17 protein-coding genes are annotated in these 15,252 nt (G+C 70.0%); 6 read left to right on the top strand and 11 right to left on the bottom strand.

The window, feature by feature from the left end:
• Nucleotides 1-129: 129 nt before the first annotated feature.
• Together ACWC2B_RS33225 and ACWC2B_RS33220 are read right to left on the bottom strand one after the other, a co-directional pair.
• The gene (locus tag ACWC2B_RS33225) at nucleotides 130-978 is read right to left on the bottom strand and encodes a 3-hydroxyacyl-CoA dehydrogenase family protein (protein ID WP_450723213.1); all 849 of its coding nucleotides are present in this window, start codon (nucleotides 976-978) and stop codon (nucleotides 130-132) included.
• A 135-nt stretch (nucleotides 979-1,113) separates the two neighbouring features.
• Nucleotides 1,114-1,755, bottom strand: a complete 642-nt coding sequence (locus ACWC2B_RS33220) for a TetR/AcrR family transcriptional regulator (RefSeq protein ID WP_450723211.1) — start codon at nucleotides 1,753-1,755, stop codon at nucleotides 1,114-1,116.
• A gap of 82 nt (nucleotides 1,756-1,837) precedes the next feature.
• Between ACWC2B_RS33220 and ACWC2B_RS33215 the strand changes: the two genes are divergently transcribed.
• The 3 genes from ACWC2B_RS33215 to ACWC2B_RS33205 are packed head-to-tail and all read left to right on the top strand — an operon-like array spanning nucleotide 1,838 to nucleotide 3,976.
• Nucleotides 1,838-2,620 carry an ABC transporter ATP-binding protein gene (locus tag ACWC2B_RS33215; RefSeq protein WP_450723209.1) on the top strand — a complete coding sequence of 261 codons (783 nt, stop codon included), beginning with the start codon at nucleotides 1,838-1,840 and terminating at the stop codon, nucleotides 2,618-2,620.
• Nucleotides 2,621-2,628: 8 nt separating this feature from the next.
• A complete protein-coding gene (locus ACWC2B_RS33210; protein ID WP_450723207.1) occupies nucleotides 2,629-3,390 on the top strand; it encodes an ABC transporter permease in 762 nt (253 codons plus the stop codon).
• Between the two features lie 13 nt (nucleotides 3,391-3,403).
• A complete protein-coding gene (locus ACWC2B_RS33205; RefSeq protein ID WP_450723205.1) occupies nucleotides 3,404-3,976 on the top strand; it encodes a cob(I)yrinic acid a,c-diamide adenosyltransferase in 573 nt (190 codons plus the stop codon).
• Between the two features lie 243 nt (nucleotides 3,977-4,219).
• Here ACWC2B_RS33205 and ACWC2B_RS33200 read toward each other — a convergent pair whose 3' ends face one another.
• From ACWC2B_RS33200 to ACWC2B_RS33180, 5 genes are read right to left on the bottom strand one after another with little or no spacing between them, the layout of a single operon-like run.
• On the bottom strand, nucleotides 4,220-4,408 hold the full coding sequence (locus ACWC2B_RS33200) for a hypothetical protein (protein ID WP_450723203.1): 189 nt from the start codon (nucleotides 4,406-4,408) through the stop codon (nucleotides 4,220-4,222).
• Entirely contained in the window at nucleotides 4,408-4,824 is a 417-nt protein-coding gene (locus tag ACWC2B_RS33195) for a hypothetical protein (RefSeq protein WP_450723201.1), read from the bottom strand. Before ACWC2B_RS33195 ends, ACWC2B_RS33200 begins: the two co-directional genes overlap by 1 nt.
• 45 nt (nucleotides 4,825-4,869) lie before the next feature.
• Nucleotides 4,870-6,333 (bottom strand): sensor histidine kinase, encoded by a 1,464-nt coding sequence (locus ACWC2B_RS33190; protein WP_450723199.1) that lies wholly within the window; start codon nucleotides 6,331-6,333, stop codon nucleotides 4,870-4,872.
• A complete protein-coding gene (locus ACWC2B_RS33185) occupies nucleotides 6,330-7,025 on the bottom strand; it encodes a response regulator transcription factor (RefSeq protein ID WP_450723197.1) in 696 nt (231 codons plus the stop codon). The genes ACWC2B_RS33190 and ACWC2B_RS33185 overlap by 4 nt, the downstream gene beginning before the upstream one ends.
• 23 nt (nucleotides 7,026-7,048) lie before the next feature.
• Nucleotides 7,049-7,681, bottom strand: a complete 633-nt coding sequence (locus ACWC2B_RS33180) for a hypothetical protein (RefSeq protein WP_450723195.1) — start codon at nucleotides 7,679-7,681, stop codon at nucleotides 7,049-7,051.
• A 150-nt stretch (nucleotides 7,682-7,831) separates the two neighbouring features.
• Here ACWC2B_RS33180 and ACWC2B_RS33175 point away from each other — a divergent pair, with 150 nt between their 5' ends.
• From ACWC2B_RS33175 to ACWC2B_RS33165, 3 genes are all read left to right on the top strand, one after another.
• Nucleotides 7,832-9,025, top strand: coding sequence for a sensor histidine kinase (locus ACWC2B_RS33175; RefSeq protein ID WP_450723193.1), 1,194 nt, complete (start codon nucleotides 7,832-7,834; stop codon nucleotides 9,023-9,025).
• Nucleotides 9,022-9,666, top strand: a complete 645-nt coding sequence (locus ACWC2B_RS33170; RefSeq protein ID WP_450723191.1) for a response regulator — start codon at nucleotides 9,022-9,024, stop codon at nucleotides 9,664-9,666. The genes ACWC2B_RS33175 and ACWC2B_RS33170 overlap by 4 nt, the downstream gene beginning before the upstream one ends.
• A gap of 157 nt (nucleotides 9,667-9,823) precedes the next feature.
• On the top strand, nucleotides 9,824-11,668 hold the full coding sequence (locus tag ACWC2B_RS33165; RefSeq protein WP_450723189.1) for a glycosyl hydrolase family 18 protein: 1,845 nt from the start codon (nucleotides 9,824-9,826) through the stop codon (nucleotides 11,666-11,668).
• Between the two features lie 118 nt (nucleotides 11,669-11,786).
• Here the strand turns inward: ACWC2B_RS33165 and ACWC2B_RS33160 are convergent, their stop codons facing one another.
• The 4 genes from ACWC2B_RS33160 to ACWC2B_RS33145 form a co-directional block, all read right to left on the bottom strand.
• On the bottom strand, nucleotides 11,787-12,233 hold the full coding sequence (locus ACWC2B_RS33160; RefSeq protein ID WP_053726997.1) for a DUF2550 domain-containing protein: 447 nt from the start codon (nucleotides 12,231-12,233) through the stop codon (nucleotides 11,787-11,789).
• 127 nt (nucleotides 12,234-12,360) lie between these two features.
• The gene (locus tag ACWC2B_RS33155; protein WP_100577446.1) at nucleotides 12,361-12,735 is read right to left on the bottom strand and encodes a F0F1 ATP synthase subunit epsilon; all 375 of its coding nucleotides are present in this window, start codon (nucleotides 12,733-12,735) and stop codon (nucleotides 12,361-12,363) included.
• Nucleotides 12,736-12,856: 121 nt separating this feature from the next.
• The gene (gene atpD / locus ACWC2B_RS33150) at nucleotides 12,857-14,299 is read right to left on the bottom strand and encodes a F0F1 ATP synthase subunit beta (RefSeq protein ID WP_386155168.1); all 1,443 of its coding nucleotides are present in this window, start codon (nucleotides 14,297-14,299) and stop codon (nucleotides 12,857-12,859) included.
• Nucleotides 14,299-15,231, bottom strand: a complete 933-nt coding sequence (locus ACWC2B_RS33145; RefSeq protein ID WP_450723186.1) for a F0F1 ATP synthase subunit gamma — start codon at nucleotides 15,229-15,231, stop codon at nucleotides 14,299-14,301. The genes atpD and ACWC2B_RS33145 overlap by 1 nt, the downstream gene beginning before the upstream one ends.
• Nucleotides 15,232-15,252 lie beyond the last annotated feature (21 nt).

The following is a 15,252-nucleotide window of genomic DNA, read 5'->3' as shown; positions in this document are numbered from 1 at the left end:
CCCGAGAGTGCTCTGGCTTTCCGACAACCGACTCAACAACTGACTGCCCCACGGGCGCAGAAGTTGCCGCCCGTGAGCGAACCGATACCTAATTCACCCCTTGGAGTGAGGCCCCGGGCTGTCGGCGGTTCAGTGCTTGTAGAAGCCCTGCCCGCTCTTGCGACCGATGTCACCCGCGTCCACCATCCGGCGCATCAGCTCCGGCGGGGCGAACTTCTCGTCCTGGGACTCCGTGTAGATGTTGCTGGTGGCGTGCAGCAGGATGTCGACGCCTGTGAGGTCGGCGGTGGCGAGCGGGCCCATCGCGTGGCCGAAGCCCAGCTTGCAGGCGAGGTCGATGTCCTCGGCGGTGGCCACGCCCGACTCGTACAGCTTGGCCGCCTCGACGACGAGCGCCGAGATGAGGCGGGTGGTCACGAAGCCGGCCACGTCGCGGTTGACGACGATGCAGGTCTTGCCGACCGACTCGGCGAACTCCCGTGCGGCGGCCAGGGTTTCGTCGCTGGTCTTGTAGCCGCGCACCAGCTCGCAGAGCTGCATCATCGGGACGGGCGAGAAGAAGTGGACGCCGACGACCCGCTCGGGGTGCTCGGTCGCCGCCGCGATCTTGGTGATCGGGATGGCGGAGGTGTTGGAGGCGAGCACGGTGTCCGCGCGCACGATCTTGTCGAGCGTGCGGAAGATCTCGTGCTTGACCTCCAGCTTCTCGAAGACGGCCTCGACGACGATGTCGGCGTCGGCGGCCGCGTCCAGGTCGGTGGTCGTGGTGATGCGGGCGAGCGCGGCCTCGGCGTCCTCGGCGGCCAGCTTGCCCTTGCTCACGAACCGGTCGTACGAGGCCTTGATGCCGTCGGTGCCCCGGGTGAGGGCCTCGTCGGTGACGTCGCGCAGGACGACGTCCCAGCCCGCCTGGGCCGAGACCTGCGCGATACCGGACCCCATGAGTCCGGCTCCGATGACGGCGAGCTTCCTGGCCACGACACTTCCCTCCAACAGGTTTCCACCCAAGCCTTCTTGGCGGAGGCTATCGGCCGGGCGGCCTTCTGGGAGCGCTTAGAGATGCGCGTCACGTCTCAGATGACGGACATCACACCGGACGGCGTGAGGTGGGTCTCAGCGGGCGCCCCGTACGGCGTAGTTGAGCACCTTGTCCCCCAGGAGCCCCTCCATCTCGTCGATCAGGACGAGCACCTCGCGGGAGACCGCCTTGGGGTCGCGTCCGGCCATCATCTCGCGGCCGATGGCGGCCATCGCCGTCTGGTGGACCCAGTTGATCTGACCCGCGACCAGTGAGGGCAGCGCCTCCCCGGGCGGCGCGCCGACCTCCTCACGCAGGGTCGCGTCCAGGTTGTCCAGGACCTCCTGGCCCACCGCCCACAGCCGGGCCTTGAGCGCGGGCGAGTCGTGGATGACGGCCATGAACCGGCTGTAGCCCTCCATCAGACCGACCCGGGGCGAGACCGATTCGACTTCGGCGCGCAGTTCGCGCAGGACCGCCTCGGCGGCCGACTCCCCGTCGTCGCGACCGCGCACCCAGCGCGAGAGCCGATCGACGATGCCCCGGCTGCGGTCGAGGAACAGGTCCTCCTTGGCGGGGAAGTAGTTGTAGACGGTGTTCACGGAGACGTCGGCCACCTCGGCGATCTCGGCGATCGTCACCGCCTCGAAGCCGCGCTCCATGAAGAGCCCGGTGGCCAGGTCCGAGATCCGCTGCCTGGTCTCGCGCTTCTTCCGCTCCCTGAGTCCTTCTGCCATGGCCCCAGCGTAGGCGATGCTCTGCACTCTCTTAAATTTTGGAGCCATTGCAAAATTTAAGTGCCTCTGTTTTTCTTGACGCATGGCAATCATCAGTACGGCCGGGCTCGCCCGGACCTTCCAGAGCAAGGCCGGCCCGGTCGAGGCGGTGCGCGGCATCGACCTGACGGTGCGGGCCGGCGAGATCCTCGGCTTCCTCGGCCCCAACGGCGCGGGCAAGACCACCACGCTGCGGATGCTCACCACGCTGCTCCCGCCGACCGGCGGCGCCGCGACCGTGGCGGGCCACGACCTGCTCCGTGACCCCGCGGCCGTGCGTCAGTCCTGCGGTTACGTGGCCCAGTCCGGCGGCGTCGACCCGAACATCTCCGTACGCGAGGAACTGGTCACCCAGGGCCGCCTCTACCGGCTCACCAAGTCCCAAGCCGCCCTGCGCGCAAGAAAGTTGGCGGCGGACCTCGGCCTCGACGAGCTCCTTGAACGCAAGACCGCGACACTCTCCGGCGGCCAGCGGCGGCGGCTCGACATCGCGATGGGCCTGATGCACCGGCCTCAGGTCCTCTTCCTGGACGAGCCGACCACCGGCCTCGACCCGGGCAGCCGCGCCGATCTGTGGGACCTGGTCCGAAGGATCCGCGCCGACCACGGCACCACGGTCTTCCTCACCACCCACTACCTGGACGAGGCCGACGCGCTGGCCGACCGGCTCGTGATCGTCGACAAGGGCGTGATCGTGGCCGAGGGCACCCCCACCGACCTCAAGACCCGATACGCGGGCGGCCCCGACGCCTCGCTCCAGGACGCCTTCCTCGCCATCACCGGGCGCAGCGCCGCGCCGCAGGAATCCACCCCCGTAGCCGTCTAGGACTCCCCATGACCGCCTCACCGCTACTCTCCGACACCGCGCTGATCTTCGGCAGGTACGCCCGCCAGACCCTGCGCTCGAAGTTCCAGATCCTCTTCGGCGTGCTGATGCCGCTGCTCTACCTGCTCTTCTTCGGACCGCTTCTGACCCGCCTGCCACTGGGCTCGGGCGGCAGTTCCTGGCAGGTCCTCGTCCCGGGGCTGCTGCTCCAACTCGGTCTGTTCGGCGCCTCGTTCGCGGGTTTCTCGATCATCATCGAGAACGGCTGGGGCGTCGTGGAGCGCATGCGCGTCACCCCCGTCTCACGCCTGGCCCTGCTGCTCGGCCGGGTCCTGCGGGATTCCGCGCTGTTCGTCTTCCAGGCGGTGCTTCTCGTGCTCGCCGCCCTGGCGATGGGCCTGCGCGCGCCGCTCGCCGGCATCCTCATCGGCTTCGCCTTCGTGGCGCTGCTCACGCTGTCCCTGGCCTCGCTGTCGTACGCGCTGGCCATGAAGGTGCGCACCCCGCAGGGGTTCGGCCCGGCGATCAACTCCATCGCCATGCCGTCGATGCTGCTGTCCGGCCTGATGCTGCCGATGGCGCTCGCGCCCACCTGGCTGAACGTGCTGTCCCACTTCATGCCGTTCCGCTACCTGGTGGACGCGGTGCGCGCCGCGTACCTCGGCTCGTACGCCACCACGGCCATGCTGTACGGGGTCCTGGTGGCGGTCGGTTTCGCGGTGCTCGCCGTGACGGTGGGCACACGCGTCTTCCGGACGGCCGGAGCGTAACTACTCTGGCCGCATGGTCAATCTGACGCGCATCTACACCCGCACCGGCGACCAGGGCACGACCGCCCTCGGCGACATGAGCCGGACCGCCAAGACCGATCTGCGGATCTCGGCGTACGCCGACGCCAATGAGGCCAATGCCGTGATCGGCACGGCCATCGCGCTCGGGCAGCTTCCCGAGGAGGTCGTGAAGGTGCTCGTCCGGGTCCAGAACGACCTGTTCGACGTGGGCGCGGATCTCGCCACGCCGGTCGTCGAGAACCCGCAGTACCCACCGCTGCGGGTCGAGCAGTCCTACGTCGACAAGCTGGAGGCGGACTGCGACCGCTTCCTGGAGGACTTGGAGAAGCTGCGCAGCTTCATCCTTCCGGGCGGCACCCCCGGCGCGGCGCTGCTGCACCAGGCGTGCACGGTGGTGCGCCGCGCGGAGCGCTCGACGTGGGCGGCGTTGGAGGTGCACGGCGACGTCATGAACACCCTCACGGCGACCTACCTGAACCGCCTCTCCGACCTCCTGTTCATCCTGGCCCGCACGGCGAACAAGGAGGTGGGGGATGTGCTGTGGGTCCCGGGGGGTGAGAGGTAACTCGGGGTGGCTCCCGGGGGCCTTTTGCGCAGTTCCCCGCGCCCCTGAACCCGCTCTCGGCTGCGGACCGTGCGTGGTGCTCGCGCAGTTCCCCGCGCCCCCAGCAGTACTGGTGCTGGCCGGCATCGGGGCATTTCAGCCCGTCATGGGGGTCCCCCCTGGCCCTTAAGGCCTTGGGGGAGATTGAGGACGAGCGCCCTTCAGGCGCGAACGGGGTCCGGGGCGGAGCCCCAGGGGGTCGGGTTAGCGGTCTGCCTCGGTGTCCGCGTCCGCCGCCGCGGCGGACGACTCCGCGTCGCTCACCTTCTTCTCCATCTGCTGCTCCGTGCCGGAAGAGGACCCGGACTCGGAGTGCGAGTGGGCGCAGCCCGTGGCGAGCGCGGCCGTCAGGGCCGCGGCCGCCATGGCGAGCGGCAGGCCCCGGCGCCGCATCACTTGGTCCCGTTGTTGTTGGACGCGCACCAGGACGCCACGTCCTTGAGGTCCTTCTGACGCTGCTGAAGGGTCGTCACCAAGCCCTTGCGGTAGGTGAGTTTGTGGTCGAGGTAGGTGGCGATCGCGGTGTGGCCCTCCTTCTTCGCGTTGTCCACCCGCTGCTGGAGCCGGGCCACGGAACCCAGCGTGTCGGCTCCCCCGCCCAGCCGGTTCAGGGCGCGCTCGATGCGCTTCTCGGTCTTGGGCTCGCGCTTGCAGATGCCCTTGGCTCCGTCGCCCGTGGGGGCCTTCGCCGTGGCGGCCTGCGAGGGCGTGGAGTCCGCGAAGGCGCTGGGCGCGGTGACGGTCAGTACGGCCGTCGCGGCGAGGGCCGCCGCCGCGACCCGGCGGCGGTTGAAGATGGCGTTGCGCATGACTGCTGCCTCCCTGATGGACAGGTTTCCGGTACGCCCCGGAGGCTAGGAAGGCTCTTTGTGGGAACTCTGTGATCGCTCGGCGGTGACCGTCAACCAGTCCCGCCGGGCGGGGAGTTCGCCCTCCCGGGGCGGGCCCCCCGCGGGCAGCCCGACCGTGCACCGGGTGCCCGTGCCGCCCGGCCCCTCGCCGAGTTCCACGGAGCCGCCGTGCAGCGCCGCCTGCTGGGCGACCAGGGTCAGGCCGAGCCCGGAGCCGGTGCTGGCGGGCCCCCGGTGGAAGCGGCGGAACACTTCCTGGCGGTCGGCGGGGGCGATGCCCGGGCCCCGGTCGTCGACGGTGACCAGCACCCGGCCGCCCTCGATCCCGACGGCGACCGCGATCTCGGCCCGGCCCTGAGCATCCCTTCCGTGCGCCAGCGCGTTGCCGAGGAGGTTGTCGAGCAGGATCCGGATGCCCGGCTCCCAGCCGTGCACGGGAGCGGGCCCCGCGGTCAGCGTGATCACGGCGTCCGGGGCGCGCCGGCGGGCCTCGGCGACGGCGGCGTCGGCGACCTCCGCCACGTCGAGCACCCGGAACGCGTCGGCCTCGACCAGATCGCCGCGCCCCAGTTCGCGCAGCGCCACCAGCATGCCGAGCAGCCGCGCGTGCTCGCGGCGCAGATCCTCGATGACCTCGGCGCGGTCGGCGTCGGGGAGTCGAGGGTGGGCCAGGACGTCGAGGTTGGTGCCCATGCTCATCAGCGGGTTGCGCATCTCGTGCGATGCGGCCGCGGAGAAGGAGCGCGCTGTGTCGAGGGCCTGCGCGGTGCGTGCGGCCTGCTCGTCGTAGCGGGCCAGGACGGTCTGGAGGGTGGCGGCCAGGTCGTCGACCTCGGCGACGCGGGTGGGCCGGTGTTCCAGGCGTACCGAGGTCGTGCGGGGGTCGAGCCCTGCGGCCGCCTTGCGCAGCCGGCGCAGCGGGCGGGTCGCGCCGCTCGCGATGGCCCAGGCGAGCAGGGCGGACAGCGGGGCCGCGAGCAGCGCGGTGGTGACGACGCGGTTGCGGACCAGGGCGAGCTGGGCACGGCTCGCGGTATCCGGCGCGAACACCCACAGGGTGCCGGAGACCTGCGCCCCCTTGACCGGCATCGCGTACGCCCGCCAGCTGCGGCCCCCACCGCGGATCGTCACCGGGTTCTTCCCCGCCGCGGGCAGCTCGACCGACGCGTCGGGCTGGGGGCCGCCGCTGAACGTGCCGTCGGGCCCGATGAGCCGTACGCCGACGTCCAACGCGGCGTTGAACAGCCTGCGTTGACGGTTCTCCTCGGCGGTCGGCTGATTGTTGGCGGCGGCCCGCAGCAGGGTGCGGGCGTCCTGGGCGATCGCGGTGGCCCGGGTCCGCAGGTGGCTGTCCTCCTCGCGGTGCAGATCGCGGGCGACCAGGGTGGTCAGCAGCCAGCCGCAGGTGAGGACCAGGAGCGGGACGGTGACGCCGACGGCGAGCGCGATCCGGGTGGAGAGCTTCACGGCTGCTCCCGCAGGACGAAGCCGACGCCCCGCACGGTGTGGACGAGCCGGGGCGCGCCGTCCGCCTCCAGCTTGCGGCGCAGATAGCTGACGAAGGTGTCCACGGCGTCGGTGCGTACGTCGAAGTCGTACCCCCAGACGCGTTCGAGCAGCTGGTCGCGGCTGAGGACGACGCCGGCGTTGCGGGCCAGGACTTCGAGGAGTTCGTACTCGCGCCGGGTGAGGTCGAGGCGGCGGCCGTCGCGCTCCGCGGTGCGGGCCGCCGGGTCGATGACGAGGCCGCACGCGCGGACCACGTCGTGCGGGGCGGGCGGGCGGCGGCGCAGCAGGGCGTGCAGGCGCAGCACCAGCTCCTGCAGCGCGAACGGTTTGACCAGGTAGTCGTCGCCGCCCGCCTGGAGCCCGGCGATCCGGTCGGCGGTCTCGTCGAGCGCCGACAGCATCAGGACGGGCAGGTCGTGCCCCGCCTCCCGCAGCGTCCGGCACACCTCGATGCCGCTCATGCCGGGCATGGACACATCCAGGACGAGCACATCGGGCGGGCTCTGCTCGATCGCGGCGAGCGCGGCCCGGCCGCCGTCGGCGGTGCGGACCCGGAAGCCGTTCAGCCTGAGCCCACGGTCGAGCGAGCGGCGCACCGCGTCGTCGTCGTCGACGACCAGGACGTCCCCGGGACGGCTCGGCCCGCTCATCCGCGCTCCCTCACTTCATCCGGCTACCGCCGGGTCAGGGTACGGTCCCCGCCTGTGTGCGGCCCGGACCTGTCCGACGCGGGCTTCAGGAGCCGGTCGAACACCGAGGGCTTCGCCTTCCCCTCGACGGCCTTCTTCGGGAACAGCGTGTAGCTCAGCGCGATGATCACGTTGATGCCGATCACCCACAGCATCTTCTGCTGCCACATCCGCAGCGAGTCGGCGCTGCCGTCCCCGCCGACGTACCAGATCGCGGCCTGGAGCAGGGCGATCGCGAGGAGGGAGGCAGCGGTGAAGCGGCCCGCCATCTTCCACTCGTACGCGATCCTCGCGATGCCGCCCTTGGGTGCCTTGGCGGGCCTCGGGCCGTCCGCGAAGCGGTAGGCGACCCAGGCGTCGGCGCGGGTCACCATGTAGTGGCCCATTCCGGCCGAGAAGCCGATGTAGACGGCGGCGAGGCCGTGCTTCCAGTCCGGCTGCGCGCCGTTCTTCAGGTCGACGGCGGTCACCACGAGCAGCACCACCTCCAGGAGCGGCTCGCACAGAAGCACCGCCACGCTCGCCCTCCGCATCCTGGCGAGGTAGCGCAGGGCGAGACCCGCGGCCAGCAGAACCCAGAAGCCGACTTCACAGGCGATGATCAGCGTGACGATCACGGCGGTCTCCTCTCGTACTCCTCAAGGCTCGCCCGCGTCCGGCGCCCCTTCGTCGTCACCAGTGACGAAAGGGAACTGCATCCTTCGATGTAGCGGCACATCGCCCGGTACGGGGAGGCCCGCGGCCCGGCGACCGTGTTGGATGGGACCGTGAAACCCTTCTCCCGTCCGCACCACGACGACGTCCTCGTCGCCGGGGCCGGACTGCTCGGCGGGCTCGTCCTGTGGGCTGTCGGCCTGCACACCCAGGGCGGCCGCCCGCTGACCGACGCCTGGGTGCTGGTGCCGCTGACCCTGATGGCGGGCCTCGAACTGCTGCGCCGCACCGCGCCACAGACCGCCCTGGTCACCGGCACCTGCGTGCTGGTCGCGGACCAGTTCACGCCGGGCAGCCTGGCGACGGTCGTGATGTTCACCGACCTCGTGTACGCGGCCGTCGTGTACGGCACCCCGGCCGCCGCCCGCCGCATCCCGGTCACCACCGGGCTGATCACGGTGGGCATGACGATCGGGTTCTACGCCTGGTTCCGCCAGCCGGAGGCGCTGCTCATCGGCGTGGTCACCGGCCTGGTCTCGTTCGCGCCCGCGACCACCGGGGTCCTCGTACGCAATCACCGCGAGGCCGCCGAGAGCGCCCGGCTGCGGGCCGAACAGACCGCGCTGCTCGCCGAGTTGGACCGCAGCCAGGCCGTGGCCGCCGAGCGCGCCCGGATGGCCCGCGAGCTGCACGACATGGTGGCCAACCACCTCTCGGCGATCGCCATCCACTCCACGGCCGCGCTCTCCCTCGACGATCCTGCAACAACCCGGCAGGCGCTTTCGGTGATCCGCGAGAACAGCGTGGACGGGCTCGCCGAGATGCGCCGGCTCATCGGGCTCCTCCGCGACACCAGCGGCCACGACGAGCCCACCGCCGCGCCCACCCTGGCCGGGCTCGACGCGCTCATCGCCCAGGCGCGCACCAACGGCGCCGACAGCGGGCTCTACTTCGCGCTCGACGACCGGCGCGCGCAGGACGGCCCGCTGCCCGCGCCGGTGGAACTGGCCGCCTACCGGATCGTCCAGGAGTCCCTGACCAACGCGCTCAAGCACGCGGCGCCCGGCACCGTCGAGGTGGCGCTGGCCCACGCGGACGGGCTGCTCACGGTGTGCGTCACCAGCCTGTACGGCGACCGGCCGGGCCCGCGCGCACCGGGTTCCGGGGCTGGGCTCATAGGGATGCGCGAGCGGACCGAACTGCTCGACGGGACCTTCACCGCGGGCCCCGAGTCGGCGCCGGACGGCACCAAGATCTGGCAAGTGCGGGCCCAACTGCCCGCCGATGAAAGGGAGTTGAGCGCATGACGATCCGGGTACTGGTCGCCGAGGACCAGTCGGCGGTACGGGCCGGGCTCGTCCTGATCCTCTCCAGCGCCCCCGACATCGAGGTGGTCGGCGAGGCGGCGGACGGCGAGCGCGCGGTTGAGCTCGCCCGCGAACTGCGGCCCGACCTCGTCCTGATGGACGTTCAGATGCCGAAGCTGGACGGGGTCTCGGCGACCGGCGTCGTCACCGGCGAGCAGCTCGCCGACGTCCTGGTCCTGACCACCTTCGACCTGGACGAGTACGTCTTCGGGGCGCTGCGCGCGGGGGCTTCGGGCTTCCTGCTCAAGAACACGGACGCGAAGGACCTGATCGAGGCGGTGCGGACGGTGGCGCGCGGCGAGGGGCTGATCGCCCCGGCCGTGACCCGCCGCCTCATCGCGGAGTTCGCCTCGACCCCGCGCCAGGTCGCCCCGCGCCGCCCGGCCGCGCTCGACACCCTGACCCGGCGCGAGGGCGAGGTCCTCTCGTGTCTGGGCCGGGGCCTGTCCAACGCGGAGATCGCGGTACGCCTCGACATGGCGGAGGCGACGGTGAAGACACACGTCAGCAGACTCCTGGGCAAGCTGAAGCTGCGCAGCAGGGTTCAAGCGGCCGTACTGGCCCAGGAGTTGGACATCTAGGGACTGATGTGCCGTCGGAGGTCTGGACCTCTTGACGGTTGGTACAGACCTTTCTACGCTCACCGCACACTGCTGGTGGGCGCGCCATCCCTGAGGCAAGCCCACCGGACGGAGCAGGGTCCCACCCCCACCACCGTCGCACCATTCGGGAGCAGCCTTGAGAACCGCACGTCACCTCCGTACGCGCTTCAGATCAAGAGCCGCAGCGGCCCTGACCGCACTCGCCCTCCCCCTGGCCGCCCTCGTGGGCCTCGCCTCCCCCGCCGAAGCCGCCACCTCGGCGACAGCCACGTACGCCAAGTCCTCGGACTGGGGCACGGGATTCGGGGCCGGCTGGACCATCAAGAACACCGGCACCACCACCCTCAGCTCCTGGACCGTGGAATGGGACTACCCCTCGGGTACGTCCGTGACCTCGGCCTGGGACGCGGACGTCACCAACTCCGGCACCCACTGGACCGCCAAGAACAAGTCCTACAACGGCACCCTCGCGCCCGGCGCCAGCGTGAGCTTCGGCTTCAACGGTGCGGGCTCGGGCTCGCCCTCGGGCTGCAAGCTCAACGGCGGCTCCTGCGACGGGGGTTCGACCCCGGGCGACAACCCGCCGTCCGCGCCCGGCACCCCGACCGCGAGCAACGTCACCAACACCGGCGTCTCGCTGTCCTGGTCGGCCGCGACCGACGACAAGGGCGTCAAGAACTACGACGTCTACCGGGGCTCGACCAAGATCGCGACCGTCACCGGCACGACGTACACCGACACGGGTCTGACGGCCGGGACCACCTACACCTACAGCGTGACCGCCCGCGACACCGCCGACCAGACGGGCCCCTCCTCGGGCTCGGTCACCGTGACGACCACCGGGGGCGGAGGCAACCCGGACCCGGGATCCACGGTCAAGCTCGGCTACTTCACCGACTGGGGCATCTACCAGCGCAACTACCAGGTGAAGAACATCGTGACCTCGGGTTCGGCGAGCAAGCTGACCCACATCAACTACGCGTTCGGCAACGTGACCAACGGCCAGTGCGCCATCGGTGACGCCTACGCCGACTACCAGAAGACGTACGACGCCTCCTCCAGCGTGGACGGCACCGCCGACACCTGGGACCAGCCGGTCGCGGGCAACATCAACCAGCTCCGCGAGCTGAAGAAGAAGTACCCGAACATCAAGGTCCTCTGGTCCTTCGGCGGCTGGACCTGGTCCGGCGGCTTCGGGCAGGCGGCGGCCAACCCGACCGCCTTCGCGAACTCCTGCTACAACCTGGTCAAGGACCCGCGCTGGGCGGACGTGTTCGACGGCATCGACATCGACTGGGAGTACCCGAACGCCTGCGGCCTGTCCTGCGACACCAGCGGTCCGGCGGCCCTGAAGAACCTCCTCGCCGCGCTGCGCGCCAAGTTCGGCGGCTCGGCACTGGTCACGGCCGCCGTCACCGCCGACGGCTCGACCGGCGGCAAGATGGACGCGGCCGACTACGGGGGCGCGGCGAGTTACGTCGACTGGTACAACGTGATGACGTACGACTTCTTCGGCGCGTGGGACGCGAAGGGCCCCACAGCCCCGCACTCCCCGCTCACCTCGTACAACGGCATCCCGATCGCGGGCTTCAACACGGACGCGGCGATCCAGAAGTACAAGTCGAAGGGCGTCCCGTCGAACAAGCTCAACCTGGGCATCGGCTTCTACGGCCGAGGCTGGACGGGCGTCACACAGGACGCCCCCGGCGGCACGGCGACGGGCCCGGCCCCCGGCACATACGAGCAGGGCATCGAGGACTACAAGGTCCTCAAGAGCGCCTGCCCGGTGACGGGCACGATCGCGGGCACGGCGTACGCCCACTGCGGGTCCAACTGGTGGAGCTACGACACCCCGTCGACGATCGCCGGGAAGATGACGTACGCGAAGAACCAGGGGCTCAGGGGGGCGTTCTTCTGGGAGTTCAGCGGGGATACGTCGAATGCTGAGCTGCTCTCGGCCATGTCCGCGGGCCTGAACTGATCCGGACCCCCGGAAGGCGGGCCCGTCCCCTGCCTTCTGGGGGCTCCGCCCCCCCCCAGACCCCCGGAGGCCACGCGGCGGAGCCGCAGAGTGTCACAGCGGGGAGGGGAAAGACCGGCTACGCCACGTTCACCCGTTGGCCCGGCGGCGCCGCCTCCAGCCACGCCAGGAACCCCGTCAGCGCATCCTCGCTCATGGCGAGCTCAAGCCGCGTACCCCGATGCGTACAACCCAGAATGATCGCGTCGGAGAGCAGGGCGAGTTCCTCCTCGCCCTCGGGCAGCCGCCGGGCCACCACATCGATGGCCGACCGCTCAAGAACGCGGCGCGGCCGGGGCGCGTAGGAGAAGACGCGGAACCACTCGATCCGGTCGCCGTTGTAGCGGGCCACCCCGTACACCCAGCCCTTGCCGCTGGTGTCCGGCGTCTCCGGAAGACCCCAGCGCAGACTGCAGTCGAACGTGCCGCCCGAGCGCTGGATCAGCCGCCGGCGCAGACCGAAGACGAAGAGTCCCACCAGTACCAGCGCGACGACCAGACCACACACAAGCAGAGCGAGAGTCATCTACACCGACCTCCTCGCTCAACCAGTAATCCAGCAACGGAAAAATCTGCCTGCATCGCCTCAGCCGCGACCGGCTCCGGAAAATTCCGGACCGAGCCGCGGCTGAGGGAAATCTCCGGCGGGGGTGCTAGCGCACCGCCACCGCACGCAGTCGTACATCGGCGCGCCGCTCGGCGGCGGCGTCCGACTCCGACTTCGCGCTCTCCAGCGCACGCTCGGCGCGCTGGACATCGATCTCGTCCGCCAGCTCGGCGATCTCCGCGAGCAGCGACAGCTTGTTGTCGGCGAAGGAGATGAATCCACCGTGCACCGCCGCGACGACGGTGCTGCCCTCGCTCGTACGGATCATCACCGGGCCCGACTCCAGCACACCAAGGAGCGGCTGGTGACCGGGCATGACGCCGATGTCGCCGGACGTGGTGCGCGCGACGACCAGGGTGGCCTCGCCGGACCAGACACTGCGGTCCGCGGCGACGAGCTCGACGTGCAGCTCAGTAGCCATGGTTGGCTCCTCGGGTCACCACCCGGCGGTTCGGCCGGGTGTTGGGACAATTCTAGTCAGTTCTCAGTACGCGATACGCGGAGGGGCGGGACGCACCCGCCCCTCCACGCGGTCGGGCGCGTCAGGAGACGCCCAGCTCCTTGGCGTTGGCCTTGAGGTCTTCCAGGCCACCGCACATGAAGAACGCCTGCTCGGGGAAGTGGTCGTACTCGCCGTCGCAGATCTGGTTGAACGCCGTGATCGACTCGTCCAGCGGGACGTCCGAACCGTCGACGCCGGTGAACTGCTTGGCGACGTGCGTGTTCTGCGACAGGAAGCGCTCCACGCGGCGGGCGCGGTGCACGACCAGCTTGTCCTCTTCGCCGAGCTCGTCGATGCCGAGGATGGCGATGATGTCCTGGAGGTCCTTGTACTTCTGCAGGATCGTCTTGACGCGCATGGCGGCGTCGTAGTGCTCCTGCGCGATGTAGCGCGGGTCCAGGATCCGGGACGTGGAGTCCAGCGGGTCCACGGCCGGGTAGATGCCCTTCTCGGAGATCGGACGGGAGAGAACCGTCGTCGCGTCCAGGTGGGCGAAGGTGGTGGCCGGGGCCGGGTCGGTCAGGTCGTCCGCGGGGACGTAGATCGCCTGCATCGAGGTGATCGAGTGACCACGGGTCGAGGTGATGCGCTCCTGGAGGAGACCCATCTCGTCGGCCAGGTTCGGCTGGTAACCCACCGCGGAGGGCATGCGGCCGAGCAGGGTCGACACCTCGGAACCCGCCTGGGTGTACCGGAAGATGTTGTCGATGAAGAAGAGGACGTCCTGCTTCTGGACGTCACGGAAGTACTCCGCCATCGTCAGACCGGCCAGGGCGACCCGAAGACGCGTGCCCGGCGGCTCGTCCATCTGACCGAAGACCAGGGCGGTCTTGTCGATGACGCCCGAGTCCTGCATTTCCTCGATGAGGTCGTTGCCCTCACGGGTGCGCTCGCCGACACCGGCGAACACCGACACACCGTCGTGGTTGTTGGCCACGCGGTAGATCATTTCCTGGATGAGGACGGTCTTGCCGACACCGGCACCACCGAACAGGCCGATCTTTCCACCCTTGACGTACGGGGTGAGAAGGTCGATGACCTTGACGCCGGTCTCGAACATCTCGGTCTTGGACTCAAGCTGGTCGAAGTTGGGCGCCTTGCGGTGGATCGGCCAGCGCTCGCCGATGTTGGCGTTCTCCTCGGGCTTGTTCAGCACCTCACCGAGGGTGTTGAACACCTTGCCCTTGGTGAAGTCGCCGACCGGCACCGTGATGCCGTCGCCCGTGTCGGTCACCGGGGCCTGGCGGACCAGACCGTCGGTGGGCTGCATCGAGATCGCGCGGACGATGCCGTCACCCAGGTGCTGGGCGACTTCGAGCGTCAGCGTCTTGAGCTTGCCGTCCTCGGCCGGGTCGGCCACCTGGACGTGCAGCGCGTTGTAGATTTCCGGCATCGCGTCGACGGGGAACTCCACGTCGACGACCGGGCCGATGACCCGGGCGACGCGGCCCGTGGCAACGGCCGTCTCAACAGTGGTCGTCATTACTTGTCACTCCCCGCGGTCGCGTCGGCCAGCGCACTGGAGCCACCGACGATCTCGCTGATTTCCTGGGTGATTTCGGCCTGGCGGGCCGCGTTGGCAAGCCGGGAGAGGCTCTTGATGAGCTCCCCGGCGTTGTCGGTGGCCGACTTCATCGCGCGGCGGCGGGCGGCGTGCTCGGAAGCAGCCGACTGCAGCAGCGCGTTGTAGATGCGGCTTTCGACGTAGCGCGGCAGCAGGGCGTCGAGGACGTCCTCCGCCGACGGCTCGAAGTCGAAGAGCGGAAGGATCTGGTCCTTCGCGCCCCCCGTGCCGGACGTCTCAGTCTCCTGAGCCGTGTCCAGCGACAGCGGCAGCATCCGGTTGTCGACCGGCGTCTGCGTCATCATCGACACGAACTCCGTGAAGACGATGTGCAGTTCGTCCGCACCGCCCTCGGCCGTCTCCGTCTGGATGGCCTCGATCAGCGGTGCGGCCACCTGCTTGGCGTCCGCGTACGTGGGGCTGTCGGTGAAGCCCGTCCACGAATCCGAGACCTTGCGCTCACGGAAGCCGTAGTAGGCGACACCCTTGCGGCCGACGATGTACGTGTCGACCTCCTTGCCCTCGCCGCGCAGCCGCTCCGTCAGCCGCTCCGCCGCCTTGATGGCGTTGGAGGAGTAGCCGCCGGCCAGACCGCGGTCGCTCGTGATGAGCAGAACCGCGGCGCGGGCCGGGGCCTCGGCCTCGGTGGTGAGCGGGTGCTTGGTGGTGGAGCCGGTCGCCACCGCGGTCACCGCACGGGTGAGCTCGGTCGCGTACGGCGTGGAGGCCGCCACCTGGCGCTGCGCCTTGACGATGCGCGAGGCGGCGATCATTTCCATCGCCTTGGTGATCTTCTTGGTCGCGGTGACGGATCGGATGCGACGCTTGTAGACCCGGAGCTGGGCTCCCATGAGTCAGGTCCCTTCCGTCGT

It is taken from the genome of Streptomyces sp. NPDC001415, assembly GCF_053597395.1.
This window is presented reverse-complemented; position numbering and strand designations above follow the sequence as displayed.